Consider the following 25,629-nt stretch of genomic DNA (forward strand, 5'->3'; position numbering starts at 1 on the left):
ACGGGTACGGACTCGCCCGTGAGCATCGAGGCGTCCACGGCGGACGCGCCCTCGACCACGGTCCCGTCCGTCGCGATCTTCTCCCCCGGACGGACCAGGAAACGGTCCCCGACCTGCAACGCGGCGGTCGGGATCGTCGTCTCGACGCCGTCACGCAGGACCGTGACCTCCTTCGCCCCCAGCTCCATCAGCGCCTTGAGCGCCGCCCCGGCCTTCCGCTTCGAGCGTGCCTCGAAGTAGCGCCCGGCGAGGATGAACGCCGTCACCCCGGCCGCGGCCTCCAGGTAGATGTTCCCGGCGCCGTCGCTGCGGGCGATGGTCAGCTCGAAGGGGTGCGTCATCCCGACCATGCCCGCGGTTCCGAAGAACAGGGCCCACAACGACCACAGGAACGCGGCCGAGGTGCCGACGGAGATCAGCGTGTCCATCGTCGCCGCGCCGTGCTTCGCGTTGGTCCAGGCGGCACGGTGGAACGGCCAGGCGGCGTAGACGACGACCGGCGCGGTCAGCGTCAGGGAGAGCCACTGCCAGTAGTCGAACTGGAGCGCAGGGACCATCGCCATCGCGATCACCGGTACGGCGAGGAGAACGGCGGTGATCAGGCGCTGGCGCAGTGAGGTGAGCCCGTCGTCCTCGCTCTGCGCCGCCGCGCCCGCCGGGTCCGTACTGTTGCTCCCGGGGGAGGCGGTGGACGCGGGCGGTGCGGGTGGCCGGGCGGTGTAGCCGGTGGCCTCGACGGTCGCGATCAGGTCCTCGACGGACACCTCGGCGCCCAGATAGGTGACCTTCGCCTTCTCGGTGGCGTAGTTCACGGTGGCCTCGACGCCGTCCATCCGGTTGAGCTTCTTCTCGATACGGGCCGCGCACGAGGCGCAGGTCATCCCGCCGATCGCGAGCTCGACCGCGGCGGTGTCGGCGCCGGAGCCGGCAGCGGTGATGGCGGTGGTGGCGGAGTGCGCGGACACGGGGTCCTCCCTGATGGCGTCCTCATACCCCTAGGGGGTATCTCGTCTGTCTCCATGTATACCCCCCGCCCCTATGAAGCGCAAGGGGTGATCGCGGCGGATGTGCCCGTTCCGCGCCGATGTGCGCGCGGGGCGCGTCACCCGTCTGCGGGGTCGGCTCGCGCGCCGTCGTGGTCGTGCGTTGGGATAGGGAGCTGCGCCGCCTGCCTACCGACCCGTAGGCTGGCCATTGGACTAGACCTATAGCTGCGTATCGGAGGAATGGGGACCCATGAGCAACCGTGCAGTCCTGGAGGTGATCGCTCTCGACGCGGAGGACGCGGTCGCGGCCCAGGCCGGTGGTGCAGACCGCCTCGAACTGGTCACCGACATGGCCGCCGACGGACTGACCCCGTCGCCGGAGACCTTCGCGGCGATCAGGTCCGCCGTGGACATCCCGCTGCGCGTGATGCTCAGGGTGGCGGACGGCTTCGCCGCCGGTGACATCGATGTTCTGGTCGGCAAGGCCCGCGAGATGCGGGAGGCGGGAGCCGACGAGTTCGTGTTCGGCTTCCTCGACCCGGAGGGCCACGCCGACCTCGTCGCCGTCGAGCGGCTCGTCGCCGAGCTGGAAGGCTGCCGGTGGACGTTCCACCGGGCGATCGACCGGGCCACCGACCGCGACGCCCTGCGCAAGCAGCTCGCGGACCTGCCCGGCCTCGACACGTTCCTCACGGCGGGTTCGTCGGCCGGGGTGGACGCCGGTATCCCGGTCCTCCTGGCCGAGGCGGCCCGTACCGGCGAACCGGGGTACCGGGCACAGGTCCTGGTCGGCGGCGGTCTCCAGCTGCGGCACCTGCCCCGGCTGCTGGCCGCGGGGATCGACGCCGTCCACATCGGCGGCGCCGCCCGGCCCGGCGGCTGGTCGGCCCCGGTGGACGCGGCAGCCGTACGGGAGTGGCGCGAGGCGCTGGACGCCTGAGGAAGCGCGGCCCGAACACCGGGGCGGAGGCTTTCGGCCTCCGCCCCGGTGCCCTCGTGCCCCTCGGCCCCTGCGCCCCTGAGCTCCTCCACCCCTGTGCCCTTGTGCCCCCGCGCTCCTCGGCCCCTGTGCCCCGCGCTCCTGTGCCCCTGTGCCCTCGTGCCCCTGTGCCCCTCCGCCCTGCCCGCCCTATCGCTTGAGCGCCTCCGGCAACGGGGCCGCGTGCAGCACCGTGAGCCCGGAGACCGCACGCGTCAGCGCCACGTACAGCCGCCGCAGCCCGGTCCGCTCGTCCGGCTCGCCGTCGACCACGGCCGCCGGTTCGTCGAGCACCACGTAGTCGTACTCCAGGCCCTTGGCGAGCGACGCGGGCACCAGCGTCAGCCGGGACGCGGCGGTCGTCTCCTCACCGGGGGAGAGATACGTGTGGCCCGCCGCCGCCAGGGCCGCGCCCAGCGCCGGGATCCGGGCGTCGGCGGCGATCAGCCCGATCGACCCCTCGTGGCGCAACGACTCCTCGCAGGCGGCGACCACAGCCGCGTCCAGGCCGTCCGTGCCGCCCGACTCCATCCCGCCCACCGCTGTTCTGCCTGCCTCCGTGCCGCCCGCCTCCAGCACCTCCGCCTCCAGCACCTCCGTCGGCGGGACCTCCCGCACGACCAGCGAACCGGGCGACTCACGCACCGACTCGACCGCCGCGAGCCCCGGCGAGATCACGGGCAGCAGCCGGGAGGCGTACGCGATGACCTCGCGCGGTACGCGGAAACCGGCGGTCAGCTCCTCCACCACCGCCTCCGCCTTGCCCAGGTGGAACAGCGCCTCGCCCCAGCTCTCCGTGGACCACGGGGTCGTGCCCTGCGCGAGATCGCCGAGGACGGTGGCCGAACCCGTCGAACACCGCCGCCCCACCGCCCGGTACTGCATGGGGGACAGGTCCTGCGCCTCGTCGAGCACGACATGGCCGAGCGAGTGCGTACGGGCGATCAGGTCCCCCGCCTCGTCGATCAGCACGGCATCGGCCGCCGACCACTTCGCGGACTTCACACTGCGGGCGGGCTTCGCCCACAGGAGCCGCTTCCGCTCCTCCTCGTCCAGCAGCCCCTCCGCGTGCGCGGCCAGGAACTCCGCGTCACAGAGCAGCCGCAGCACCAGCTTCGCCGGGTCCACGGCCGGCCAGATCGCCTTGACGGCCGCCTTCACCGCCGGGTTCCGGGCGACCGCGTCCTGCACCCGGTCGTCGGGCGCCTCCCCGGCCTCCTCCATCCGTACGAGGACGGCGTGCGCGATCCGCCGCGGCAGCGCCTCGTGCGCGGCCCCGTACCGCATATCGCGGGCCAGCAGCTCATCGACCATCTCCTGGATCTCGTACGCGGGCACGCGCCAGCGCCGGGACCCGCGCACCACGACGACGGGCTCGGCGGGGGCCGTCACATGGGAGCGGACGGCCCGCCGCAGCACCTCGGCCATACGGGCGTCGCCCTTGACGACGGCGGTGGCCGCCTCGTCCTCGCCCCGGACCTCGACGCCGGTGCGCACCAGGTCGTCGACGGTGGCCTGCTTCACCTCCAGCTCGCCGAGGGCGGGCAGGACCTGCTCGATGTAGTGCAGGAAGGAACGGTTCGGCCCGATGATGAGGGTGCCGGTGCGGGCGAGCCGCTCGCGGTGCGCGTACAGCAGGTACGCCACCCGGTGCAGGCCGACGGCGGTCTTCCCGGTGCCGGGCCCGCCCTGCACGCAGACGGTGCCGCCGAGAGAGCCGCGGACGATCTCGTCCTGCTCCGGCTGGATGGTGGCGACGATGTCGCGCATCGGGCCGACGCGGGGCCGCTCGATCTCCGCCTGGAGGAGCCGGCTGGTGTGCCCGGCCCCGGGGCCGTCCTGGGCGGGTTCGGTGAGGTGCTCGTCCTCGTACGCGGTCAGCTCGCCGGCGGTGTAGCCGAAGCGGCGGCGGAGCCCCACGTCCTGAGGGTTCTTGCGGGACGCCTGGTAGTACGGCTGGGAGACCGGCGCACGCCAGTCGATGACCATGGGGTCCCCGGCGGCGTCGTGGACGTGACGGCGCCCGATGTAGAACCGCTCGCTCTCCGCGCCCTCGGACAGTTCGCCGCCGACGGCGTGGAGATAGTCGAGGCGGCCGAAGAACAGCGGGGTGTGCGAGAGGTCGGCGAGCGCCTTGATGCGGTCGTCGATGTGGGACTGGAGCACGGCGGCGTCGACCCAGTTCGCGGTGACGTCGCGGATGTCGAGGGCCTGGACGTCCTCGCGCATCCCGCGCAGGGCGGCGCGGGACGCGGCGAGATGGGTGCGCTCGTGCGCCAGGGGGTCGGGGGTGGAATCGCTTTCGCTTACGTGCGCGGGCACGGTGTTGCCTCCGGCTCTTCAACGCAGGACGGCGGACCGCGCGCCGATGCCGGCCGGAGCCGGGAGCAGGGCGGTCCGCTCGGAAGGTTGGTTCGCTTGGTGTCGGCCGGTTTCCGTCCGGCCGGCGGCGCTCCCCCGGCTGCCGGCGGCGAAAGGCCGGTACCACGGTGCGGGAGGCGGGCAGACCGGCGATTGTAGCCACAGGGCGGGGCGCGGTCGAAACGGATTACGGGCTCCGCCGGGAGGCGCGGCACCGGGGGTACCCGTAGGGGACGCCGAGCCCCGGCATGGCACCGCAGGGCTACCCGCACGGCCCCGGGGTTCCGTCTGCGGACCGACGCGCCCGAACGGGTGACGGGAGCACCATGGATACATGAGCACAGCCACCCTGAACCCACGCAGGACCGGCCCCGCGCACGGCGCGACCGCGGCCACCGGTCACCACCGATCCCACCGCGTCGGCGACGCGGTCCGCGCCGTGAAGGTGTTCGTGACGGCGGCGTTCGGCGTCGTCGTCCTGGGGGAGTACGCGGAGGAGGCGGGCGTCGCCGGCCGGGGCCGCTGACGACCGTTCGGGCACCACCAGGACCGCCACCAGGACCGCCACCAGGTCCGCCCCCGGGTCCACCACAGGTCTCAGCGGCGTCCGATGCGTACGGCGCCCCGGACGCGGTCGTCCCCGAGCAGGGACATCGCGTCGAGCGACGCGTCGGGCACGGGCAGCAGGTGCGCGTCGACCCAGGTCTCTCCCGCACCCGTGTTGAACCACGGATCCTCCACCAGCACCGCACCCGGCACGACCCCGTGGCACAGCACCCAGTGAGGCACGTCGAACCCCTGCATCGTGGCCAGCGAAACGAGGAGCAGTACGTGTTCCTGTCTGCCGATCGCGTCCCGGAGGCCGGGCAGGGACAGCCGCCGCGCGTGGATCGGGACGCCGAGCCGCCCGGCGTCCGCCCGCGATACGCGCTGGAGCACCGCCCGCCACTCCTGCTCGCTCCCGGAGAGATGGCCGAGCAGGACGGGCTCGTCCGTGTCGAGGAACACCTCGACCGGCGACGACGGCCACCGGCGGCGGACCGCGACCCCGAGCCCCACGGGCTCGCACGCGGGGAAGTTGGTCGCGTCCCGCCACAGTGTCAGCTCCGCCTCGCGGTCGAGCGACTCCCGGGGTTCCACGCCCGCGTGGGCCTGAGCGACCAGGGCGGTGACGGCGCCGCAGGTGAAGTCCGTGCTCTGCCGGTAGTACGGCGGCTCGGCGGCCTCCTCCCCACCCCCGTACAGCCGGCGAACATACCCGGCACCGGGCCCGTCCGCCCCCGGCCCCCGCGTGAGCGGAGGCCGCAGGGGAGCGAACCCGGCCGCGGCGGCCTCCTCGGCGTCCGCCGTCCATCCCTCCCACTTGACCTGCGCGAGCCGCTGCCCGTCCGCGTGGGCGACGACCGCCGCCACCGCCACCGGTACGTCGCCGACGGCGTCCACGATCTTCACGTAGGCGGTGCCGGGGCGCGCCGTCACGAGCGCCGCGGCGGCCCACCCGTCGCGGTCGGGCACCGCCACCAGCCGGGGAGCGTGCGGGGAACGGTCCACCGCGCCCCAGCGCTCCAGCACGTCGGGGCGGGCGATCCGCCGCAGCGCCTTTGGCCACGCGGTGGGCTCGTACGGGATGACGGTGTACGCCGACGTCATGCGCGGGACCTCCGGAGCAGCCAGACGAAGTAGGGGGCGCCGACCAGGGCGACCATGAGTCCGGCGGGGATCTGGGCGGGAGTGATGAGCGTCCGGCCCAAGGTGTCGGCCACACAGACGAGCACCCCGCCGAGGAGCATCGAGACCGGTATCGCGCGGCCGTGCCGGGCGCCGACGAGGGACCGGGCGACATGCGGGGCGACGAGCCCGACGAAGCCGACGACACCGATCGCGATCACGCCGAGCGCCGCGAGGACCGCGGCGATCGTGAGCGAGGCGAAACGGGTGCGTGCCGGGCTGACGCCGAGGATGCGCGGGGTGTCCTCGTCGACGGCGAGCAGGTCGAGCTGACGGCGCATCGAGAGCAGCAGCGGCAGTGCGATCAGCAGTCCCACCGCGACCGGCAGGACGTCGGGGAGCGTGCGCCCGTAGGTCGTCCCCGAGAGCCAGGTGAGGATGCGGGGTGTGTTCCACGGGTCGGCGCGCAGCAGGAGGAAGGTGGATACGGCGCTGAGCCCGTATCCGCAGCCGATGCCGATCAGCACGAACCGGTCGGGCAGGAAACCGCCGCGCCAGGCCAGCAGGGCGATCAGCCCGAAGGTGGCGAGCCCGGTGGCGACGGCCGCGGCGATGAGCACCGGACGCCCGCCGGGCAGGTCCGATGTCACCACGACCACCGCGCCGAGGCCGGCCCCCGCCGTGATGCCGAGGAGGCCCGGCTCCGCCAGCGGGTTGCGTACCGCGCTCTGCACGGCGCACCCGGCGAGTCCGAGCGCCGCGCCCGCGAGCACCGCGGCGGCCACCCGGGGCATCCGGTCGTCGAGCGCGCGCCCGACCAGGTCCGGTGCGGCGCCCTGGACCCAGAGCGCCAGATCCCCGGTGCGCAGCCAGAGGCTCCCGGCGAGGATCCCCACGACGGCGGCCCCGGCCAGCAGCACCACCGCGCCGGTCACGACGAGGAGGAACGCCCGGCGCGACCCGCCGGCGGCACGGGCCTGCGGCGGCTGCCGGACCGGGCCGGAGTCCCGGAGGCGGAGCGCGAGGGCCACGATGACGACGGCGCCGAGCAGTGCGGTCGGCAGGCCCGTGGGGACGGAGGCGGCCCCCTCGGCGCCCAGTACCGCGCGCAGCGACGCGTCCGCGAGCAGGACGAGCAGCGCGCCGAGCAGCCCGGCCGCGGGTACCAGCAGCGCGTGCCGGTGCAGGGCCCGGACGCGTGCGGAGATCAGCCGGGCCATGACCGGAGCACCGAGTCCGACGAAGCCGATCGGGCCCGCGAGGGTCACCGCCGTACTGGTCAGGAGCACCGCGCAGAGCACCGCGGCCGTGCGGGTCGCCCGGACCGGCACGCCGAGGGAGGAGGCGGTGTCCTCGCCCAGACCCAGCACGTCCAGCTTCCGGGACAGCGCGAGGGCCACGCACAGCACCACGGCGACCAGCGGCAGCGCCCGCATCGACGCGTCGATGTTGAGCTGCGCGAGGGAGCCGCTGCCCCACGCGAAGAGGCCGGTGGTGTTCCGGTCGAACAGGATGAGCAGCATCGCGGTCGCCGCGTCCAGCGCCAGCGCCATCGCCGATCCGGCGAGGACCAGGCGTGTTCCGCTGGTGCCCGCCATGCGGCCCGTGAGGGCCAGTACGAGCGCCGCCGCGAGCAGACCGCCCGCGAAGGCGACGGCACCGGAGGCCCAGAGTGGCACGGTGAACCCGAAGGCGGCTACGGACGTCAGCGTGAAGTAGGCCCCCGCGGTGACCGCGAGGGTGTCCGGGGAGGCGAGCGCGTTGCGGGTGACGGACTGGAACAGCGCTCCGGCGGCGCCGAGGGCGAAGCCCACCGCCACGCCCGCGAGCAGCCGGGGCAGCCGCGAACCGGCGACGATGTCCCCGACCGGCACCCCGCCGACGTCCTCCCGGGCCCCGGCGGCGTACCGCAGGAGATCGCCCATGCCCGCGCCGGAGGTCCCCTGCGTCAGGTGCCAGAGGCCCGCCAGCACGATGGCGGCGCTGAGGAGCGCGAGGACGGCGACGCCGGCGAAGCCACCGCCGGGCGTCGGGGCTTCGCCGGGGGCGGGGGCGGGGGCGGCACCCGGCACCGGCAGCGATGCGGCTGCCGGTGCGGGTGCCTGTTCCTTTACGGGGGTGGGCGGGATGCTCACTTCTTGGTGAGGACGTCGACGTACGCGTCGATGGCCTGCTCGCACGAGCGCGGGCCGCCGGCGCCCCAGATCCGCGCGGGGAAGCTGTGCGCGCGGCCTTCCTTCACGGCCGGGAGCGACTTCCAGACCGGGCTCTTCTTCAGCGCCTTGACGTAGCCTCCGGCGTCGTCGTCGTTGGCGTGGAAGAGGTTCGCCCCGCCCACCGCGGTCAGCCCCTCGACGTCGGTCTGCGCCAGACCGTAGGAGGGGTCCACGCCCCCGTCGCCGTATGCCTTGTTGATGTCCTCGGTCCAGGCGGCCTTCATCCCCAGTTCCTCGCCGATCGCGGTGAACAGGGCGGCCTCGCCGTACGGGCGGACGGTGAGGTTGCCGCCCTGGAGCCAGCCGTCGAAGAACACGAAGTCCTTCGTGGGCAGATCGGCGTCGGCCACCTTCTTCTTGGCCTGTGCGAGGTGGTCGTCGAACTCCCCGATCACCTGCTCGGCCCGCTCGGTGCGGCCTGTGGCCTCGCCGATCTGGTTGAAGACGTCCCGCACGTTGCCGATGGGGTCCTTGGGGTTCGCGCCCCGGGTGGCCATCACGGGTATGCCGCGCTTCTCCAGCGCGAGGAGCGTCTCGTTCTTGGCGTCGAACGCCTCCACCACGACGAGGTCGGGCTTGGCGGCGGCGAGGGTGTCGAGGTCGGGCTCCTCGCGGGTCCCGATGTCCGTCACACCCTGGGGCAGCTTCTCCGCGCTGGTCCAGGTCCGGTACCCCTTCGCGTCGGAGACGGCGACGGGCGTGACGCAGAGCGTGAGGGCGTCCTCGATCTGCTGCCACTCCAGGACCGCGATGCGCTTCGCGGGCTTGTCCAGCTTCACCTTCCGGCCGAGGCTGTCGGTGAGGGACACCGGCTTCGTCGACGTCGCGGTGGTGTCCCCGGCACAGTCCTTCGACGCCGGGGAGGCGGCGGCGCCTGCCTCGGGCGTGACATCGGTGGTGCCGCAGGCCGTGGTGGCGACGGCGAGGGCGAGCCCGGTGGCGACTGACGCCATCAGGCGGCGGACGCGGATCATGAGAGATCCTCTCTGTTGTTGTTGCGGTTGCTGCTTTTGTCGCTGTTGTTTGCGGTTGTTCTCGTTGATCAGGGGGTGGCCGGAGCACCGGCCGGGGCCGGATGCCGCCCGACGGGGTCGATGCGGACCCGGCCGGTGCGCGGGTCGAGGCTCGCTTCGACGCTGATGTCGTAGACCTCGCCGATGTTCTTCGCGGTGAGGACATCGGCGGGCGGGCCCGCGGCGTGGATGCGGCCGGAGCGCATGAGGACCAGCGTGTCCGCGACGCGCGCCGCGTGATCGAGGTCGTGCAGCACGATTCCCACCGCGATGCCGTGGTCCTGGACGAGGTCGCGCACCAGGTCGAGCGTCTCGATCTGGTAGCGCAGGTCCAGGTGGTTCGTCGGCTCGTCGAGCAGGACGACACCGGTGTTCTGGGCCAGGCAGGCCGCGAGCCACACGCGTTGCATCTCGCCGCCGGAGAGCTCCCCGGCGGCGCGGTCGGCCATGTCCCGGACCCCGGTGGCGTCCATCGCGTGAGCGACCGCGTGGCGGTCGTCGGCGGACAGTCCGGCGAAGCCGCGCCGGTAGGGGTGGCGGCCGAACGCGACGACCTCCGCCACCGTCAGGCCCTGTGGCGCGGAGCGCGACTGGGAGAAGAGCGTGACCTCGCGGGCGAACTCCCGCGCGCTGAGCAGGGACACCACCCGCTCGGCAGCGCCGTCACGGCCGCCGAGGGTCACCTGGCCGTCGTCCACCCGGTGCAGCCGGGCGAGGGAGCGCAGCAGCGTGGACTTCCCGCTGCCGTTCGGCCCCACGAGAGCGGTCGCGCGACCGGGCTCCAGGGTCAGGGAGACGCCGTGCACGACCGGCGTCCTTCCGTAGCGCAGCACCAGGTGGCGCCCGTTCAGGGCGGTCGCCGGAGCGGCGGGCGCGGTCCGGGCCGGGGGAGGGGAGGAACTGGTGGGCATGGGAGGGTCCGGTCGTGTCGAGGGCGATGGCGCGCGGCACCCTCGGTGCCGCGCGCCGCCGACCGGGCCACAAGCTCCCCGAGCCCGACGACGACCAACCTGGCGGGCAACAACTAAGGGTTGCCTAACTCCTGGAAGGTTATATTCCGCCCGTCATGTCGGCAATCAGGAGCTAGGGACATCGAATACGGCGTTTCGGACACCGGGGACGGCGTCCACGGCCGGGCGGCCGGCCGTACCCGACGGGGCGCCCGGGACCGCACCGGTGGCCGTGCGGAAGAACGCCCCCGGCGTCGTCCCCACGACCCGCCGGAAGGCGGCGATGAACGTGCTGGGCTGCGCGTAGCCGAGCTCCTCGGCGACGCCCTGCACATCCCACCCCTCGGCGAGCAGCGTCAGCGCCCGGTGGACGCGCAGCGTCTGCCGCCACTGGGCGAAGGACAGCCCGGTGGAATGGCGGAACGCGCGGGTGACCGTGCGGTCGCTGGTGCCCAGCGCCCGCGCCCACTCCTCCAGCGACCGGGCGTCGGCGGGGTTCTCCAGCAGCGCCCCGGCGATGACATCGATCCGGGTGTCGCCGGGCAGTTGGAGCGCGAACTGACGCTCCGCCGGCAGCAGGACGTCGAACACGACGGACTCCGCCCGCGCCCGGGCCGCCGCATCGAGATCCGTACGGGCCAGATGGGCCAGCAACGACTCCAGCAGCGGGGTCATCGTGATGGCCGTGGGCCCCTCGAACGCGACCGGCGTCCGTTCGGGGGCGAAGAAGGCGTCGTGGAACTCGACCCCGGCCGTCAGCCGCCCGCCGTGCTCCACGCCAGCGGGCATCCACAGCCCCTGCCCCTCGGACACGGTGAACACCCGGTCCGCCACCCGCGACATCAGGGTGCCGCCGCGCACCCAGACCAGCTCGTGCAGGGGGTGGGTGTGGGGCTCCCACTCGGTGGGGACGCCGGGAACGTGGGACTCGGAGATGATCACGAACGGGCCCGCGGCCCCGGCCGGTACGGGCGAGGCCCGGCGCGTCACGATGCCCTGCTCACGCGGCCACACCCCGAAGCCCCGGACATCCGGGACATCGCGCAGGGAAGGGGACACGCGGTCGACCTTATCGGTCGGTAGGTGAGGAGGCCGGACGCGGGGCGCGGCACCGGCCCCGCCCCCGTGTCCTGCCCCCGCGTCCGGCCCTCGCATCCGGCACCCACGGACGCTCCTGGCTCCCTCAGCTCCCGGCGAGCAGCTCGTCCGCGTCGACGATGCGGTACGCGTACCCCTGCTCGGCCAGGAACCGCTGGCGGTGCGCCGCGAAGTCCTGGTCGATGGTGTCGCGGGCGACGACCGAGTAGAACCGGGCCTCGTGCCCGTCGGCCTTCGGCCGCAGGACCCGGCCCAGCCGCTGGGCCTCCTCCTGCCGTGACCCGAAGGTCCCGGAGACCTGGATGGCGACGGTCGCCTCGGGCAGGTCGATGGAGAAGTTGGCGACCTTGGACACGACGAGGACGCTGATCTCGCCCTGGCGGAACGCCTCGAAGAGCTTCTCGCGCTGGGCGTTGCTGGTCTCGCCCTTGATCACGGGGGCGTCCAGATGCTCGCCCAGCTCGTCGAGCTGGTCGATGTACTGGCCGATGACGAGGGTCTGCTCGCCCTGGTGCTTGCGCACCAGCGCCTCCGTCACCTTCCGCTTGGTCGCGGTGGTGGCGCAGAACCGGTACTTCTCCTCCGCCTCGGCGGTCGCGTAGGCGAGCCGCTCGGAGTCCGTGAGATTGACCCGGACCTCGACGCAGTCGGCGGGCGCGATGTAACCCTGCGCCTCGATCTCCTTCCACGGGGCGTCGAACCTCTTCGGCCCGATGAGCGAGAAGACGTCGGACTCCCGCCCGTCCTCCCGCACCAGCGTCGCCGTGAGACCGAGCCGCCGCCGGGCCTGGAGGTCGGCGGTGAACTTGAAGACGGGTGCGGGCAGCAGGTGGACCTCGTCGTAGATGACCAGGCCCCAGTCGCGGGAGTCGAACAGCTCCAGGTGCGGATAGACGCCTTTGCGCCGGGTGGTCAGCACCTGGTAGGTGGCGATGGTGACCGGCCGGATCTCCTTCCTCGTCCCGCTGTACTCGCCGATCTCGTCCTCGGTCAGCGAGGTCCGCTTCACCAGCTCGTGCTTCCACTGCCGGGCGGAGACGGTGTTGGTGACGAGGATGAGCGTGGTGGCCTTCGCCTCGGCCATGGCACCGGCTCCCACCAGTGTCTTCCCGGCACCGCAGGGCAGCACGACCACGCCCGACCCACCGTGCCAGAACCCTTCGACGGCCTGCTTCTGGTACGGCCGCAGCGACCAGCCGTCCTCGGCCAGCTCGATCGGATGGGCCTCGCCGTCGACGTACCCCGCGAGGTCCTCGGCGGGCCACCCCAGCCTGAGCAGGGTCTGCTTGACCTGACCCCGCTCGGAGGGGTGCACGGCCACGGTGTCCGGGTCGATCCGCGCCCCGACCAGTGGCTGGACCTTCTTCGACCGGAGGATCTCCTCCAGCACGGGCCGGTCGGTGGAGGTGAGCACGAGCCCGTGCACGGGGTGCTTGGACAGGGTGAGCCGCCCGTACCGTGCCATCGTCTCGGCGATGTCGACCAGGAGCGCGTGCGGCACGGGGTAGCGGGAGTACTCGACCAGGGCGTCGACGACCTGCTCGGCGTCGTGCCCGGCGGCGCGGGCGTTCCACAGCCCGAGCGGGGTGACCCGGTACGTGTGGATGTGCTCGGGCGCACGCTCCAGCTCCGCGAACGGCGCGATGGCACGACGGCAGGCGTCCGCACGGTCGTGGTCGACTTCGAGGAGCAGCGTCTTGTCGCTCTGGACGATGAGGGGTCCGGTCACGCGCTTCGGCCCTTTCTGCGGGGTGCGGCCACGGCTGCGGCCAAACGTCCAGTGTGCCGCATCGGGGGGCGGGGCGGGGTGGGCGTGCGGTCGGCCTCCGGCGCGCGGTCCGCGCTGCGGCCCGCAGCGCACCGGGACGCCCGGGGAGTGCGGCACGCTCATCGGCTTCCCGGCCGGCGGCGGGCGCTACTCGGTCTCGCCCGGCTGTCCGGTGCGCTTGGCCCGCTTGACGCCGAACACGGCCAGACCGAGGACGGCTACCGCCACGATCGCCGTCATGATCTGCTCACCGGCGGTCAGCGTTCCGATCATCTTCATCTCCTCGGTGGACGGGCTGCGCGTACACGGCGAACGTGCCATACGGGGTGACCTGCGACAAGCCTGGACGTGATCTTCAGAGCTTTCCCTGAGAGTCCGCGCACGGCGGCCCGTACAGCCCCTGCTCAGCCGAGATGGGGCCGGTCGCGGTCCTCCGCGAAGTGGCGCAGCCGGAGGCGCTGGGTGTGGTGCATGGGCAGCGCGTCGATCTCGTCCGACGCCACGAACCGTACCTCCGTGCTCTCCTTGGACACGGCCAAGGAGCCGCCGGTCACCCGGGCGGTGAAGCAGACGTTGAACTGCCGACGCACTTCACCGTCGCTGTACTCGATGATGTGCCGGGGGTCGGTGTACGTGCCGACGAGTCCCGTGATCCCGGTCCCCTACCCCTTCCCGTCCTCCGCCAGCTCGGCCACTCCCGTGATCCGGTGCAGCGGATACGTGCGGACCTCGTCGGCCGTGTGGTCGTACGCCGTGACGAAGCCGCCCTCCACGCGGACCGGGGCGATCACGCGCTGGCTGGCCGCGCCGTCCGCGTTGACGTAGCCGATCCAGACCGCGGAGCCCGTCATCGCGGCAGCCTGGACGGTGGCCAGGGTCTCGGCGGAGGTGGTGCGGGGGAGGGAGCCGGAGGGGGTGGTGGACGACGCGTCCTCGGAGGTCTCCTTGCGGATCACCGTGGCGGCCGTGTCACCCGCGCGGATGGCGCGTACCGCCGCTCCGAGCAAGGTGCCGTCCGGGACCGGGGGGCCTTCGGGGACCGGTACCGGGGGGGTTCGGGGCGGGGTGCGGCGGGCGCCGGCGCGGGTGATCAGGACGTCGCCCTCGGCGGATTCGGCGGCCGGGGCGTAGCCCATGTCGCGCAGGGCTTCCAGGAGGGAGCCGGGGTCGGTCTGGGAGGCCAGGACCGTGGGGGCCAGGCGGCGGAGGCGGAGTCCCGTGGAGCGGCGGTCGGCCAGGATCTCGTTGAGGACCGCCTCGTCGTCGCAGCGTACGTACGCGGCCGCCGCCCCGATCCGCAGGTGTCCGTGGCGGCGGGCCACGTCGTCGATCAGGTAGCTCAGGGGCTGTGGCACCGGCGTACGGCTGTGCGCGGCCAGGAACGCGTGCAGGTCGGCCGCCGCCTGCCCGGCGTCCAGGGCGCGGCGCACCGAGCCGGGCGTGAAGCGGTACACCGTCGCACCGCCCTTCGACTCGACGTCGGCCAGGACGGAGAGTGTTTCCGCCAGCGGGCGTTCCAGCGGACCCGGCGCCACCGCCGTCAGGTCGGCCTGGAGGAGGACGTGGTCCAGGGGCTCGGGGATGAGCGGCGCGAGGCGGGCCGCCGCCGCGTCCGGGCCCTCGTCCAGCAGGGCGCGGGCCTGTGCGGAGAGCGCGCCCCGGCCCGTGATGCCCAGCAGCTCCGCCTCGTTGAGCGTCCACAGGGCGAGGCGGGAGCGGAGGTCCGCCCCCTCGCCCGGGCCCGTGGCGGCCTGGGGGGTCGCTCCGCCGCGCAACGGGCGTTCCCAGCGCAGCCGTCGCAGCAGAGTCCCGGCGTCCGGCGCGGTGCCCGGCGGGAGTTCGGCGAACAGGGCCAGGGCCCGGCGGCGTACGTCGGGGGCGGCCGATCGGTCGAGTTCCGGGCCGAGTGCGGACAGCGCCCGGCCCTTGGCGTCCTGGCCGCCGACCAGGCCCGGGGTCCGGGTGGCGGCGAGCCAGGCGGTGGCGAGGTGCGCCCAGCGGTCCTCGGCGGACAGGTCGAGCCACTCGTCGGCGGCCGGTGTCGGCGCGTACCGCTCCTCGGACTCCCCGTCGGAGGCCAACAGGCCTGCTGCATAGGCCAGTTCGACCCAGAACGCGGCGATCGGCTCGGTCACGTCGAGGGAGTTCGCGGCACGTTTCAGCTCCCGTACGCTCAGCCCGCCCGCGCGCAGGATCGCGGGGCCGCCGCCGTTCCAGAGCTTCAGTAGTTCCTCGACCGTGGACAGCGCCGTGAACGCCTGCCCGGCCGCCGCCCTGTCCACAGCCTGTGGATCACGTTCGGCGGCCGCCGCGACGACCGGGGGGACCGGTTCCGGCACACGGTGTGCGCGTCCGGCGCGCAGATGCAGGGCCGCCTCGCGCGGCAGGACCACCGTGCGGGTGGAGACCGGCAGCAGCAGGCCCCGGTCACGGAGCCATTTGACCGGAGGCGTCGGGTTCGGGGTGACCTCTCCGTACGGTGGGCCCCACACCAGCCGGTCCAGGACCGACAGCGCCTCCACCGGGGCGGTGTCCAGCAGTTCCGCCATCCGCGTCCGGTCCGTGAACAGGGCGGCGAGCGCGGCCACCGCGGACACCGGGTCGTGGGTGGCGGGCAGGTCGGCCGTCGCCAGGATCTCCTGGAGCCGGCCCGGTGACATCCCGGCCGTCGCCTCGGCGACCGTGGGGCCGAGGCCCGTGGGCGAGGGGTGCTGCGGGGACGGGGCGAGCAGTTCGCGGGCGGTGCGCACCAGCCTCAGCCGGTCGTCCTCGCCCCAGACCAGGGCCTGTTCGCGCAGCGTCGAGAGGGAGCCGGGCAGCGCCCCGGTGATCGCCGCCCCGGCGTCGTCGCGCTGGTCGCCGTCGTCCAGGCCGTCGCCGGTGAGCAGGGAGCGCAGCGTCTCGTACGGGGCCGGGTCCGGGGCCACCGCCAGTGCCTCGGCGGTCTGTAGTGCGAACCGGTCCAGGTGTTCCAGCGCGCGGACCACGGACGCCCGTGTGCCGGCCCGCGTGGCGAGCTGGGTGATGTCGTTCGGCACCGGGTTGAGGAGGTCGGGGCGGGCACGCAGCAGCCCGGCCAGCGATTCGTCGCCCCGGGCGCGCAGGGCTTCGGCGAGCGTGCGCGGTGGTGTGGTCGTCCCCATCCGTCCCACGGTAGCCGCTGGAACGCTACCGTCGGGGCAGGGCCGGTAGAGGGGATGCACCGCGTGGGGATCGAGAGCGACCAGCTCGTCTACGACTACCTGAGCCGGGTCGGCGACCTGGCTCAGCGGCAACAGCTGTCGTCGGGCGCCCGGATGCGCCTGGTTTCGACACTTCGGGGCGAGATCGACCGGCAGCGCGGAGCGGAGGGCGCGGACTCCCCGGTGACCGTGCGGCGCATCATCGGGGGGCTGGGCAGCCCGGACGAACTGGTCGCCGCGGCGGCGGAGTCGGCGGACGGCACGGTCACGCTGCCGACCGCCCGGACCGGGGCGGGGGGCGCCGAGCAGCGGCGGCGGACCATCCTTCCCCGGCCCCGGGGCGGACTCCTCCGCAAGGAGCCGAAGGAGCCGAGGAAGCCGGCGGAGCCCGCTCCGGGGCCGGGGAAGGGCCAGGAGACGAAGGCCCTCAGGAAGCCGAAAGCCGGTTTCGGGTGGGGCGCGTCGCGCCGCGACGCGGAGGACGGCGCCGGCAACGCTCCCGACCGTGCTTCCGGCGTTCTCGATCGTGCTTCCGGCGGCTCCTCCGACCGTGCTTCCGGCGGCGCCTCCGACCGTGCTTCCGGTGCGCGGCCCGCCGGCGTGCCCCGTCCGGCTCCCGCACCCGACGACGACTACGCCGCCTACGCCGACAACGCCGACGACGTCCCCGTCCGCGACTGGCCCGATCCCTCCGCCCCGCACCTGCTCGGCCAGGACCAGCAGGACGACGCGACCGACTGGTGGCGCCTGGAGCCGGGCCCCTTCGACGAGGGCACCGCCATCCCCGGGTTCTTCGGCGGCATCGAGGCCCCGGAACTGCTCGGGAGGCGGCGGCCGGGGCCCAACGGGAAGGACGGGAAGGGCGTCGAGGGGGAGGAGGGCGAGGAGGGCGCCGAGGGCGAGAAGGGCGAGGCCGACGGGGCCGACGGGAAGGCCGGGGCGGAGGGGCAGGCCGGGTCCGCCACGCGCCGCCGTGTCCTGCGCCTCGTGAAGCTCCGCCGCCGCAAGGCCGCGGTGGTCGCCGAGCCCGAGCCCGAGGCCGCCGCCTCCGGCCCCCGCGGCGGCTTCGCCCACCCGCTGCTGCTCCTGGCCGCCGTCCTGCTCGTCGCCGGTGTGGTCACCGGTTCCTGGCTGCCGCTGGCGGGCGGCTGGCTGATCGCGTACAGCTCGCGCACCCTCTCCCGTACGGAGGCGAAGTGGGCGGCGCTCGGCCTGCCGGGCGTGGTGGCGGCCGGGGCTCTCGCGTGGGTGTGGGGGCGGATGGAGGGGCGCTGGGGCGAGCCGATCCGCGAGGGTGCGATGCGGGACGTCCTGCTGGACACCTGGCCGGTGGTCGTCCGGGTCGCCGCCGTCGCCTCCGCGCTCTACCTGGTGTGGCGGGCGCGGAGGCGGGCCGGCTGAACCGGCCGCCCACGGCGTGCTCCCGGCACGGGGCGGGTCCGAAGAGACCCCGCGTGCCGGCCCGCCCCGGCGAAGGGGCCGGGCGAGGGCCGGGCAAAGCGCGGGCAGGACCGGGCGAGGGCCGGGCCGGGCGAGGGGGCTACTTCTTCATGCTGGTCTCGAACTCCTCCAGGATCTTGCCGGCGGCCGTGTAGCCGATGCCCGCGATCCACAGGCGGTCGTCGACCTTGAAGACCTTGTCGTTCTCGGCCGCCTTCAGTCCCTTCCACAGGCCGCTGTTCATCGTCTTCGTCGTCCCGGCCTTGCCCGGGTCGCCGTATGTCGACGTGAAGATGACGTCCGCGTCCGCGAGGTCGATCTTCTCGGGCGACACGTCGTACGAGAACCCGTCCTTCGCCTTGTCCGTGATCGCGGGGCGGCCGGTGCCGATGTCGGCGAGGATCGAGCCGATGTAGTTCTGCTTGCCGTAGATGCGGATCTCGGCGCCCTCGACGAAGCGGATGAAGTTGACGTCCGTCGCGGCGGCCTTCTCCTTGCCGCCGAGCGCCTCCGTCACCTCTCCTACCTGGGTGTCGTACGTGGTGAGGACCTTCTTGGCCTCGGCCTGCTTGCCGAGCGCCTCCGCGTGCACCTGGAAGTTCTCCTTCCAGGCGCTGCCGGTCGCCTCCGTCATCACGGTCGGGGCGATCTTGCTGAGCGCGTCGTAGCGTTCCCCGTCGCGGACCTTGCTGGTGAGGATCAGGTCCGGATCGAGCGCGGCGACGGACTCCAGGTTCGCGTTGGCGATCTTGCCGACCGGAGTGATGTCCTTCGTCTCGCTCGCGGGGAGGTAGGAGGGGAAGGCGTTCTCGGACGCCGAGTGCGTCGCGCCGACCGGCCGGACACCGAGGGTGATCGCGGAGTCCAGCTCGCCGGAGTCCAGGACGACGACCCGCTTCGGCGACGCGGGGACGTCGACCTTCCCGTTCGCGGTGTCGACGGTGCGCGTCTTCGCCGGGGAGTCGGAGGAGTCCGGAGCGGAGTCCGAGGAGCCGCACCCGGCGAGGGTGAGCGCGGCGGTCACGGCGAGGGAACCGGCGACGAGGGTGCGGCGGCGGTCGCGGAGGAGGGTAGTCATGTCACAGACCTTTCTGGGAGGGGGACTCCGCCGGGGGCGGGGTCCAGGGGGCACTCGGGACGACGAGCGGCGAACCCGTCACCGGGTCCGGGACGACCACCGCCTCCAGGCCGAAGACCTCGGCGACGAGCTCGGCGGTGACGACGTCCCCGGGCCGGCCCTCGGCGACGATCCGGCCTTCCTTCATGGCGACGAGACGGTCCGCGTACCGGGCGGCCTGGTTGAGGTCGTGGAGTACGGTGACGACGGTGCGGCCCCGGGTGCCGTCGGCGGCGGGAGACGCCAACTGGCGTACCAGATCGAGGACTTCCACCTGGTGTGCGATGTCGAGATACGTCGTCGGCTCGTCGAGCAGCAGCAGGTCCGTCTCCTGGGCCAGCGCCATCGCGATCCACACCCGCTGGCGCTGACCGCCCGACAGCTCGTCCACCGACCGGTCGGCCAGCGCCGTGACGTCGGTACGGGCCATAGCGCCGGTCACCGCCCGTTCGTCCTCGTCCGACCACTGCTGCCACCAGCTCTGGTGCGGCTGACGGCCCCGCGCGACCAGGTCGGAGACGGTGATCGCCTCAGGAGCGACCGGGGTCTGCGGGAGCAGCCCGATGGACCGGGCGATCTGCTTCGTGGGTATCCGCGCCAGCTCCGTGCCGTCCAGCAGTACCGCCCCGCCGCGCGGCTTCAGCAGCCGGCCGAGCGCCCGCAGGGTGGTGGACTTGCCGCAGGCGTTCGGGCCGACGATGACGGTGACCTGCCCGTCGGGCACGGTGAGGTCCAGTTCGTGGACCACGGTGCGGTCCTCGTACGCGAGGGTCAGGGAGCGCGCGGCGAGCCTGCCGCCGGTCTCCCGCGCCGTGTCGGTCGTCGGGCTCGGGCTCAGGCTCATGCGGTGCCTCCACTGCGACCGCGGTGACCGCGGATGATCAGCCAGATCAGGTACGGGGCGCCGACCGCCGCCGTGAGGACGCCCACCGGCAGTTCGGTGGGCGAGAACAGCTTGCGGGCGAGCAGGTCGCCGAGGACGACGATCACCGCGCCCAGCAGCGCCGAGGACAGCAGCGGGATCTGCGCGGTCCGGGTCATCCGGCGGGCGATCTGCGGGGCGAGCAGCGCCACGAAGTCCACCGGGCCCGCGGTGCCCGTGGCCACGGACGCCAGGACCACACCGAGCGCGACGAGTCCGAGCCGTACGCGCCCCAGGCGCACGCCCAGCGCGGTGGCGGTGTCGTCGTCCATCGTGACGGTGCGCTGCGCGCGGGCCGCCCAGGCGATGGCGGGCAGCAGGACCAGCAGCGTCCAGCCGATCGGGGCCGCCTCCGACCAGCCGCGCCCGTTCAGCGAGCCGGTCATCCAGATCTGCGCCTGCTGGGCGACCAGGTAGTCGCCCTTGGTCAGGAACAGGGTGGTCACCGACCGCAGTGCGATGGCGAAGCCGATGCCGATGAGGACGAAGCGGGTGGCGTGCAGGCCGCCGCGCCACGCGAAGACGTAGACGAGGGCCGCCGCCGCGATGCCGCCGACGACGGAGAGGTAGGGCAGGACGGTGTACGAGGTGATGCCGAAGGTCATCGCACCGACCGTGAGCGCGCTCGCGCCCTGGCTGATGCCGATGATGTCGGGGCTGGCCAGCGGGTTGCGGGCCACCGTCTGGATCAGCGCCCCGGCGATCCCGAACGCGGCGCCCACCAGCAGCCCGACCACCATCCGCGGCAGCCGGAGCGTGCCCACGACCAGCTCGGCCGACGACGGCTGCCCGAGGATCACCTTCACGACCTCGCCGGGTGCGACGAAGCTCTCCCCGACGCTGAGGTAGACGACGCAGACGGCGGCCAGCAGCACGGCGAGGGCGGCGGCGACGACGGAGGCCCGCCGGTGCAGCAGGAACCGGACGCGCGGCCCGGCCCTCACGACGGAATAGCCGGCGGGCCGGACCCGTACGGTCGGCACGGTCTTCACGGGCGCGGTCACGGGCGCGGCAGCAGGCGCGGGCGTGTCGGTCCTCATGCGGGCACCGCCTTCCGGCGTACGAGGGCGACCAGGAACGGCACCCCGATCAGGGCCGTCATCACGCCCGCCGGGATCTCGCCCGGCGGGAACACGATCCGGCCGACGACGTCCGAGACCAGGAGCATCACGGGCCCGATCAGCGCCGCCATGGGCAGCACCCAGCGATGGTCGTTGCCGACGACCGCCCGGGCGATGTGCGGGACGGCGAGGCCGATGAACGCGATCGGCCCGGCGGCGGCGACCCCGACCCCGGTCAGCACGGTCGCCCCGACGCCGCCGACGATCCGGACCGCCGCGACGTTCTGCCCGAGCCCCTTCGCCACGTCCTCGCCGAGCGCGAGCGCGTCCAGGCCTCGGGCGACGGAGAGCACGAGGACCGCCCCGAGGAGGAGGAACGGCCACATCTGCTGGACGACGTCCGACTCCCGCCCCGCGATCGAGCCGACCTGCCAGAAGCGGAACTCGTCCAGGGCGGCGGCGTTGGTCGTGAGGATCCCCACCGTCACCGACACCAGCAGCGCGTTGATCGCCGCGCCGGCGAGCGCGAGCTTCACCGGGGTCGCGCCGCCGCGCCCGCTGGAGGCGATGGCGTACACGGCGACCGAGGCGATCGCCGCTCCCACGAAGGCGAACCACACATACCCGGTGAGTGTGTGGACCCCCGCGAGCGCGATGGCCGTCACCACCGCCACCGAGGCGCCCTGACTGATGCCGAGGATGCCGGGATCGGCGATGGGGTTACGGGTGATCCCCTGGAGCACCGTGCCCGCGAGGGCCAGCGCCGCGCCGACCATCAGCCCGACGAGTGTGCGCGGCACCCGCATCGTGCGGATCACCTCGGCGGCGTCGGAGTGCCCACCGTGCAGCAGGGCGTCCAGCACCTCGCCCGGAGGGATGGAACGCGCGCCCACGGCGAGGCTCAGCAGGACCGCCAGCAGCAGGGCGAGCACGGCGGCGGCCGTCGAGGCCGCGCGTCGGGAGAGGCGGGGCGTACGGGGTGGCGCGGCGGTCCGCACGGGCGCTGACGCTGACATTTCACCCAATCGAGACGGACGCGGACGTGACGGAACGTGAGGGAACGCTGGGGCGCGGGGCCAGATCGGTAAGGCTTGGCTAAGTGCGCTTCTCAGTCTAAGCGGCGGCGTTTTCCGGCCGACGGGGGCTTCGGAACAGCCCCGGACGGCCGGTCCCCGGAGGTCGGCACAATGGCAGGCATGGCTTCCATGGATCAGGACACTCCCCAGCACCCGCTTGAGCACCCCCGTCGGCGCCCCCTGACGGTCGGCTTCGACCTCGATATGACGCTCGTCGATTCCCGGTCCGGTATCGCCGCCGCCTACCGGGCCCTGTCCGCGGAGACGGGGGTGCCGATCGATGTCGACCTGGTGGTGAGCCGGATCGGCCCGCCGCCGGAGACGGAGCTGGCGCACTGGTTCCCGGCCGACGGGGTGGCCGCCGCGGCCGACCGCTACCGGGAGCTCTACCCCGACCACGCGATAGCCCCGAGCACGGCGCTCGCCGGGGCACGGGAGTCGGTGGCCGCGGTGCGGGCGCTCGGCGGCCGGGCGATCGTGGTCACGGCGAAGTACGAGCCGAACGCGAAGCTGCACCTGGCCCACCTCGGCATCGAGCCGGACGCGGTGGCCGGCCGGCTGTGGGCGGAGGCGAAGGGTGAGGCCCTGCGCGAGCACGGTGCGCAGGTGTACGTGGGCGACCACACCGGGGACGTGCGCGGGGCGCGGGCGGCCGGAGCGCTGTCGGTCGCGGTGACGACGGGCCCGTGCGACGCGGCGGAGCTGCGGACGGCGGGCGCGGACGTGGTGCTGGAGGACCTGACGGGATTCCCGGCCTGGCTGGCCGCCTTCGAGGCGGACCGGGTGGCGTGACGCGGAAGGGTGTCAGGCGCGGTTCGCGGCCCGTTTCGGGGAGCTGGACCAGGCCGAGCGCACGACGCCCGCCCCGGCGATCAGGAACCCGACGCCCATCAGCATGCAGACCGCGTACGCGACCGGCGGGAACGGGTCCGTGCCCAGGAAAAGTGGGGCCACTGTGACCAGAGTGGCCAGTGCGCCGACGAAGAAGACGATCGCGCCGACCTGAACGAGCCGGTCACCTGCGCCTGAAGGAGTAGTACTCACGCGACCAGGGTAGTTCCCAGCCCGGAGGAACTCTCCGGCGACGTCTTGTCACCGGAGATAGGGCGGTCCGTCTCCCGGATCTTCCGCACGCCGATCGAAGGCGAAGTATTGGCGTGCCTACCAGCAACGTCAAGCAGGATCATTGAGCACGCATGTTACGTATCGTTCCGATCATGGAACCCGAACTGCGTTATCTGGCGTGCCTGAGGCTGTCATCCGACTCCGACGAGTCGACCGCGATCGTGCGACAGCGCCGAAGTGTCGAGCACTACATCCACGCCCCGCACGTGGCGGGTGTCCTCGTTGGCGAAGCCGAGGATACTGACGTGTCCGGCGGCCTCTCCCCTTTCACGCGCCCCAAGCTCGGCCGGTGGCTCAACCACCGCTACGACGAGTTCGATGTGCTGATCGCCTCCAGACTCGACCGGTTCACCCGGCGGGCCCTCCACTTCAACGAGCTGCTGAAGTGGTGCCAGGACAACGGCAAGTTCATCGTCTGCGTCGAAGAGGGCTTCGATCTTTCCACCGGTCCCGGAAAGATGATGGCCCAGATCACCGCCGTCTTCGCCGAAGCCGAATGGGACACGATCCAGGCGCGCGTCCTCAACGGCGTGCAGACCCGCCTCGAAAACAAGTCCTGGCTCGTCGGTGCTCCCCCGGCCGGATACAAGATTGTCTCCTGCGAGGGTGAACGCCGGAAGATCCTTGCGCGGGATGAGACCTATTGGGACGTCATCGAAGACATCAAGAAGCGGATCAGCGAGAAGCGGCAGACCACACACAAGATTGCCAAGGAGCTCAATGAAAAGGGCATCCCGACGTGGAGTGATCACCAGCGGGTGCTGAAGGGCCTGGAGCCGAAGGGTGTCATGTGGCAGGCCACCATCATCAACAAGATGGTCCGCTCCAACTGGTTCCCCGGCATCTACACGTACAAGGGCGAAGCCGTCCTCGACGACGACGGTGAGCCGTACATCATGCCCGAACGGCCCCACGCTGAAATGAGCGAGTGGCTGGACCTGGTCGAAAGGATCGCCCCGCACGGGAAGAGCGATGGTGAGCCCGAGAACCGAGCAGCCAAGAGTCTCCTCGCCGGAATCGCCAAGTGCGGAGAATGCGGCGCTCCGCTGGCCCGAGTCTCGACCTCCGGTGCCAAGCGCAAGGACGGCACCCGATCTCCGTCGAAGTCCTACTACCGGTGCACCAGCCGATTCCGTGGCGGCTCCTGCAAGAAGGGAGCCTACGTCGAGTGTGAAGAGCTGGACCGGATCGCCGAAGGCATGGTCATCGACAGCGTCGGCCAGTGGGAGCAGTACGAGCGGGTCGGCGCCAGCCCCTCAAGAAGGAAGGAACTCGAAGCGGCCGCGGCGCGGCTTACCAAGCTGGAGGCCGACTTCCTCGCGGGGAAGTACGACGCCGAAGGTCAGGAGGAGTCCTACTGGCGGATGCACAAGTCCTTGTCCCGGAAGGTGCAGAACCTCAAGAAGCAGGAGAAGGAGCGCAAAAACCCCGAGACCAAGGCGACCGGCCGTCTGTACGGCGAGGTCTGGACGGAGAAGGACCAGGACGACCGCCGGTCCTTCCTGAACGAGTACAAGGTGACCATGTGGGTCTGGCGTGACTGCCTGCCGGGCATGGTGCGAGGGAACCGCTCCGGAGCCGTGCTCGACCTCGGCGAGATCGGCAGGATCGCGGAAGAGCAGAAACTCGTCATGCCGGAACAGGCAGACTGGCTCTGGCGCGGCTGGAACGTCCCCCAGCACTGGGCGTCCCCGCACCTCCTCAAGGGCCCCGGGACACGCGAAACGCCGGCCGACACCTACGGATCGATCGAGCTGCCCAAGACGCTCCGAGATCGACTGCGCACGTATGAGGTGGAGCGTGACGGCGCCGAGCAGGTTGTGTCCTGGTGACACGGGGGTCCCTACCTCCCCGCGTGCGCTGTTATGTGTAGGTCTCTCCCACCCCGGGCGGGTGGCGGTCAAACTCAGCCATCCTCCACGGTCGACATGGATGGATCGGCTTGACGGGGGGTAGAGACCTGGGGAGGCTTCCAGGTGACACGGCAGGCATGAGCACGCGCTAGATAGCCTGACTTGCGACGACAGTGGTTCGGCTGACTGGTGGAATGGGGTGCGTGCTTTGCCTACCGGCAAGGTCAAGTGGTTCAACAGCGAGAAGGGCTTCGGCTTTCTCTCCCGCGACGACGGCGGCGACGTCTTCGTCCACTCGTCGGTTCTCCCTGCCGGGGTCGACGCCCTCAAGCCCGGCCAGCGCGTGGAGTTCGGCGTGGTCGCGGGCCAGCGCGGCGACCAGGCCCTTTCCGTGGTGGTCCTCGACCCCACTCCGTCCGTCGCGGCCGCGCAGCGCCGCAAGCCGGACGAGCTGGCGTCGATCGTGCAGGACCTGACGACGGTCCTGGAGAACATCACGCCGCAGCTGGAGCGGGGCCGCTACCCCGACAAGGCCGCCGGCGCGAAGGTCGCGGGCCTGCTGAGGGCGGTCGCCGACCAGCTCGACGTGTAGCGGACGGCGACCCGCCGAGGCGCTGTCGGGGCGCGGACCCGACGGGTGGTCGGGCCCGGCTCTCCGCGAAGAGCCGGGTGGACCTTCCCAGGGCCGCGCGCACAGCGCCCGAGCGGGTCAGCGGGGCGGTGAGGACGATCTCGCCGAACTCCGCCGCCGTGCCCCGGTAGCCCGCCCGCCGCTCGTGGGTGCGGCCTTCCTTCCAGAACACCAGGGTGAACG

Annotated in this window: 21 protein-coding genes and 1 pseudogene; 6 read left to right on the forward strand and 16 right to left on the reverse strand. The window is 72.7% G+C overall.

Annotated features, from left to right (window positions below; all coding sequences use genetic code 11):
- Window positions 1-965, reverse strand: a 965-nt coding sequence (locus tag ACZ60Q_RS17820; RefSeq protein WP_469635016.1) for a heavy metal translocating P-type ATPase, incomplete at its 3' end; no start/stop codon positions are given.
- A gap of 271 nt (window positions 966-1,236) precedes the next feature.
- Here ACZ60Q_RS17820 and ACZ60Q_RS17825 point away from each other — a divergent pair.
- Window positions 1,237-1,926 carry a copper homeostasis protein CutC gene (locus ACZ60Q_RS17825; protein WP_469635019.1) on the forward strand — a complete coding sequence of 230 codons (690 nt, stop codon included), beginning with the start codon at window positions 1,237-1,239 and terminating at the stop codon, window positions 1,924-1,926.
- 189 nt (window positions 1,927-2,115) lie between these two features.
- On the opposite strand, the gene ACZ60Q_RS17830 is transcribed toward ACZ60Q_RS17825, so the two are convergent.
- Window positions 2,116-4,287 carry a HelD family protein gene (locus tag ACZ60Q_RS17830; RefSeq protein WP_469635021.1) on the reverse strand — a complete coding sequence of 724 codons (2,172 nt, stop codon included), beginning with the start codon at window positions 4,285-4,287 and terminating at the stop codon, window positions 2,116-2,118.
- Window positions 4,288-4,660: 373 nt separating this feature from the next.
- Here ACZ60Q_RS17830 and ACZ60Q_RS17835 point away from each other — a divergent pair, with 373 nt between their 5' ends.
- Entirely contained in the window at window positions 4,661-4,852 is a 192-nt protein-coding gene (locus ACZ60Q_RS17835) for a hypothetical protein (protein WP_469635023.1), read from the forward strand.
- 71 nt (window positions 4,853-4,923) lie between these two features.
- Here ACZ60Q_RS17835 and ACZ60Q_RS17840 read toward each other — a convergent pair whose 3' ends face one another.
- From ACZ60Q_RS17840 to ACZ60Q_RS17880, 9 genes and pseudogenes are all read right to left on the reverse strand, one after another.
- Window positions 4,924-5,976, reverse strand: coding sequence for a peptidase C39 family protein (locus tag ACZ60Q_RS17840; protein WP_469635026.1), 1,053 nt, complete (start codon window positions 5,974-5,976; stop codon window positions 4,924-4,926).
- Window positions 5,973-8,066, reverse strand: coding sequence for an iron ABC transporter permease (locus ACZ60Q_RS17845; protein ID WP_469635894.1), 2,094 nt, complete (start codon window positions 8,064-8,066; stop codon window positions 5,973-5,975). Before ACZ60Q_RS17845 ends, ACZ60Q_RS17840 begins: the two co-directional genes overlap by 4 nt.
- 59 nt (window positions 8,067-8,125) lie before the next feature.
- Entirely contained in the window at window positions 8,126-9,184 is a 1,059-nt protein-coding gene (locus tag ACZ60Q_RS17850) for an ABC transporter substrate-binding protein (protein ID WP_469635029.1), read from the reverse strand.
- Window positions 9,185-9,252: 68 nt separating this feature from the next.
- Complete coding sequence (locus ACZ60Q_RS17855; RefSeq protein WP_469635031.1) at window positions 9,253-10,134, reverse strand: ABC transporter ATP-binding protein; 882 nt, start codon at window positions 10,132-10,134, stop codon at window positions 9,253-9,255.
- Between the two features lie 165 nt (window positions 10,135-10,299).
- Window positions 10,300-11,187: a helix-turn-helix domain-containing protein gene (locus tag ACZ60Q_RS17860; protein ID WP_469635897.1), complete on the reverse strand. Its 888-nt coding sequence runs from the start codon at window positions 11,185-11,187 to the stop codon at window positions 10,300-10,302.
- 169 nt (window positions 11,188-11,356) lie between these two features.
- A complete protein-coding gene (locus tag ACZ60Q_RS17865; RefSeq protein WP_469635034.1) occupies window positions 11,357-13,000 on the reverse strand; it encodes a DNA repair helicase XPB in 1,644 nt (547 codons plus the stop codon).
- Between the two features lie 186 nt (window positions 13,001-13,186).
- Window positions 13,187-13,312 (reverse strand): hypothetical protein, encoded by a 126-nt coding sequence (locus ACZ60Q_RS17870; RefSeq protein WP_469635036.1) that lies wholly within the window; start codon window positions 13,310-13,312, stop codon window positions 13,187-13,189.
- A gap of 131 nt (window positions 13,313-13,443) precedes the next feature.
- Window positions 13,444-13,692 (reverse strand): annotated as a pseudogene (locus ACZ60Q_RS17875) (NUDIX hydrolase); the annotation flags it as partial.
- Between the two features lie 9 nt (window positions 13,693-13,701).
- A complete protein-coding gene (locus ACZ60Q_RS17880; protein WP_469635038.1) occupies window positions 13,702-16,182 on the reverse strand; it encodes a helicase-associated domain-containing protein in 2,481 nt (826 codons plus the stop codon).
- A 54-nt stretch (window positions 16,183-16,236) separates the two neighbouring features.
- On the opposite strand from ACZ60Q_RS17880, the gene ACZ60Q_RS17885 reads away from it, so the two are divergent.
- Window positions 16,237-17,622, forward strand: coding sequence for a hypothetical protein (locus tag ACZ60Q_RS17885; RefSeq protein WP_469635041.1), 1,386 nt, complete (start codon window positions 16,237-16,239; stop codon window positions 17,620-17,622).
- 139 nt (window positions 17,623-17,761) lie between these two features.
- On the opposite strand, the gene ACZ60Q_RS17890 is transcribed toward ACZ60Q_RS17885, so the two are convergent.
- From ACZ60Q_RS17890 to ACZ60Q_RS17905, 4 genes are read right to left on the reverse strand one after another with little or no spacing between them, the layout of a single operon-like run.
- On the reverse strand, window positions 17,762-18,739 hold the full coding sequence (locus ACZ60Q_RS17890; RefSeq protein WP_469635044.1) for an ABC transporter substrate-binding protein: 978 nt from the start codon (window positions 18,737-18,739) through the stop codon (window positions 17,762-17,764).
- 1 nt (window position 18,740) lies between these two features.
- On the reverse strand, window positions 18,741-19,622 hold the full coding sequence (locus ACZ60Q_RS17895; protein ID WP_469635047.1) for an ABC transporter ATP-binding protein: 882 nt from the start codon (window positions 19,620-19,622) through the stop codon (window positions 18,741-18,743).
- On the reverse strand, window positions 19,619-20,740 hold the full coding sequence (locus ACZ60Q_RS17900) for a FecCD family ABC transporter permease (RefSeq protein ID WP_469635049.1): 1,122 nt from the start codon (window positions 20,738-20,740) through the stop codon (window positions 19,619-19,621). Before ACZ60Q_RS17900 ends, ACZ60Q_RS17895 begins: the two co-directional genes overlap by 4 nt.
- Window positions 20,737-21,777: a FecCD family ABC transporter permease gene (locus tag ACZ60Q_RS17905; protein ID WP_469635052.1), complete on the reverse strand. Its 1,041-nt coding sequence runs from the start codon at window positions 21,775-21,777 to the stop codon at window positions 20,737-20,739. Before ACZ60Q_RS17905 ends, ACZ60Q_RS17900 begins: the two co-directional genes overlap by 4 nt.
- A gap of 180 nt (window positions 21,778-21,957) precedes the next feature.
- Between ACZ60Q_RS17905 and ACZ60Q_RS17910 the strand changes: the two genes are divergently transcribed.
- Complete coding sequence (locus tag ACZ60Q_RS17910; RefSeq protein ID WP_469635058.1) at window positions 21,958-22,629, forward strand: HAD family hydrolase; 672 nt, start codon at window positions 21,958-21,960, stop codon at window positions 22,627-22,629.
- 12 nt (window positions 22,630-22,641) lie between these two features.
- Here the strand turns inward: ACZ60Q_RS17910 and ACZ60Q_RS17915 are convergent, their stop codons facing one another.
- Window positions 22,642-22,881 carry a hypothetical protein gene (locus tag ACZ60Q_RS17915; protein ID WP_469635060.1) on the reverse strand — a complete coding sequence of 80 codons (240 nt, stop codon included), beginning with the start codon at window positions 22,879-22,881 and terminating at the stop codon, window positions 22,642-22,644.
- Window positions 22,882-23,054: 173 nt separating this feature from the next.
- On the opposite strand from ACZ60Q_RS17915, the gene ACZ60Q_RS17920 reads away from it, so the two are divergent.
- Entirely contained in the window at window positions 23,055-24,794 is a 1,740-nt protein-coding gene (locus tag ACZ60Q_RS17920) for a recombinase family protein (protein ID WP_469635063.1), read from the forward strand.
- A 229-nt stretch (window positions 24,795-25,023) separates the two neighbouring features.
- Window positions 25,024-25,407, forward strand: a complete 384-nt coding sequence (locus ACZ60Q_RS17925) for a cold-shock protein (protein ID WP_097956549.1) — start codon at window positions 25,024-25,026, stop codon at window positions 25,405-25,407.
- Window positions 25,408-25,629: the final 222 nt, after the last annotated feature.

Source organism: Streptomyces sp. NPDC104313 (assembly GCF_055583985.1).

What these genes read in the sequence shown, in the direction of transcription:
- ACZ60Q_RS17825 (WP_469635019.1), top strand. Translation starts at nt 1,237, where the DNA reads ATGAGCAACCGTGCAGTCCTGGAGGTGATCGCTCTCGACGCGGAGGAC.
- ACZ60Q_RS17835 (WP_469635023.1), top strand. Translation starts at nt 4,661, where the DNA reads ATGAGCACAGCCACCCTGAACCCACGCAGGACCGGCCCCGCGCACGGC.
- ACZ60Q_RS17840 (WP_469635026.1), bottom strand. Translation starts at nt 5,976, where the DNA reads ATGACGTCGGCGTACACCGTCATCCCGTACGAGCCCACCGCGTGGCCA.
- ACZ60Q_RS17850 (WP_469635029.1), bottom strand. Translation starts at nt 9,184, where the DNA reads ATGATCCGCGTCCGCCGCCTGATGGCGTCAGTCGCCACCGGGCTCGCC.
- ACZ60Q_RS17855 (WP_469635031.1), bottom strand. Translation starts at nt 10,134, where the DNA reads ATGCCCACCAGTTCCTCCCCTCCCCCGGCCCGGACCGCGCCCGCCGCT.
- ACZ60Q_RS17870 (WP_469635036.1), bottom strand. Translation starts at nt 13,312, where the DNA reads ATGATCGGAACGCTGACCGCCGGTGAGCAGATCATGACGGCGATCGTG.
- ACZ60Q_RS17880 (WP_469635038.1), bottom strand. Translation starts at nt 16,182, where the DNA reads ATGGGGACGACCACACCACCGCGCACGCTCGCCGAAGCCCTGCGCGCC.
- ACZ60Q_RS17885 (WP_469635041.1), top strand. Translation starts at nt 16,237, where the DNA reads ATGCACCGCGTGGGGATCGAGAGCGACCAGCTCGTCTACGACTACCTG.
- ACZ60Q_RS17890 (WP_469635044.1), bottom strand. Translation starts at nt 18,739, where the DNA reads ATGACTACCCTCCTCCGCGACCGCCGCCGCACCCTCGTCGCCGGTTCC.
- ACZ60Q_RS17895 (WP_469635047.1), bottom strand. Translation starts at nt 19,622, where the DNA reads ATGAGCCTGAGCCCGAGCCCGACGACCGACACGGCGCGGGAGACCGGC.
- ACZ60Q_RS17900 (WP_469635049.1), bottom strand. Translation starts at nt 20,740, where the DNA reads ATGAGGACCGACACGCCCGCGCCTGCTGCCGCGCCCGTGACCGCGCCC.
- ACZ60Q_RS17905 (WP_469635052.1), bottom strand. Translation starts at nt 21,777, where the DNA reads ATGTCAGCGTCAGCGCCCGTGCGGACCGCCGCGCCACCCCGTACGCCC.
- ACZ60Q_RS17910 (WP_469635058.1), top strand. Translation starts at nt 21,958, where the DNA reads ATGGCTTCCATGGATCAGGACACTCCCCAGCACCCGCTTGAGCACCCC.
- ACZ60Q_RS17920 (WP_469635063.1), top strand. Translation starts at nt 23,055, where the DNA reads ATGGAACCCGAACTGCGTTATCTGGCGTGCCTGAGGCTGTCATCCGAC.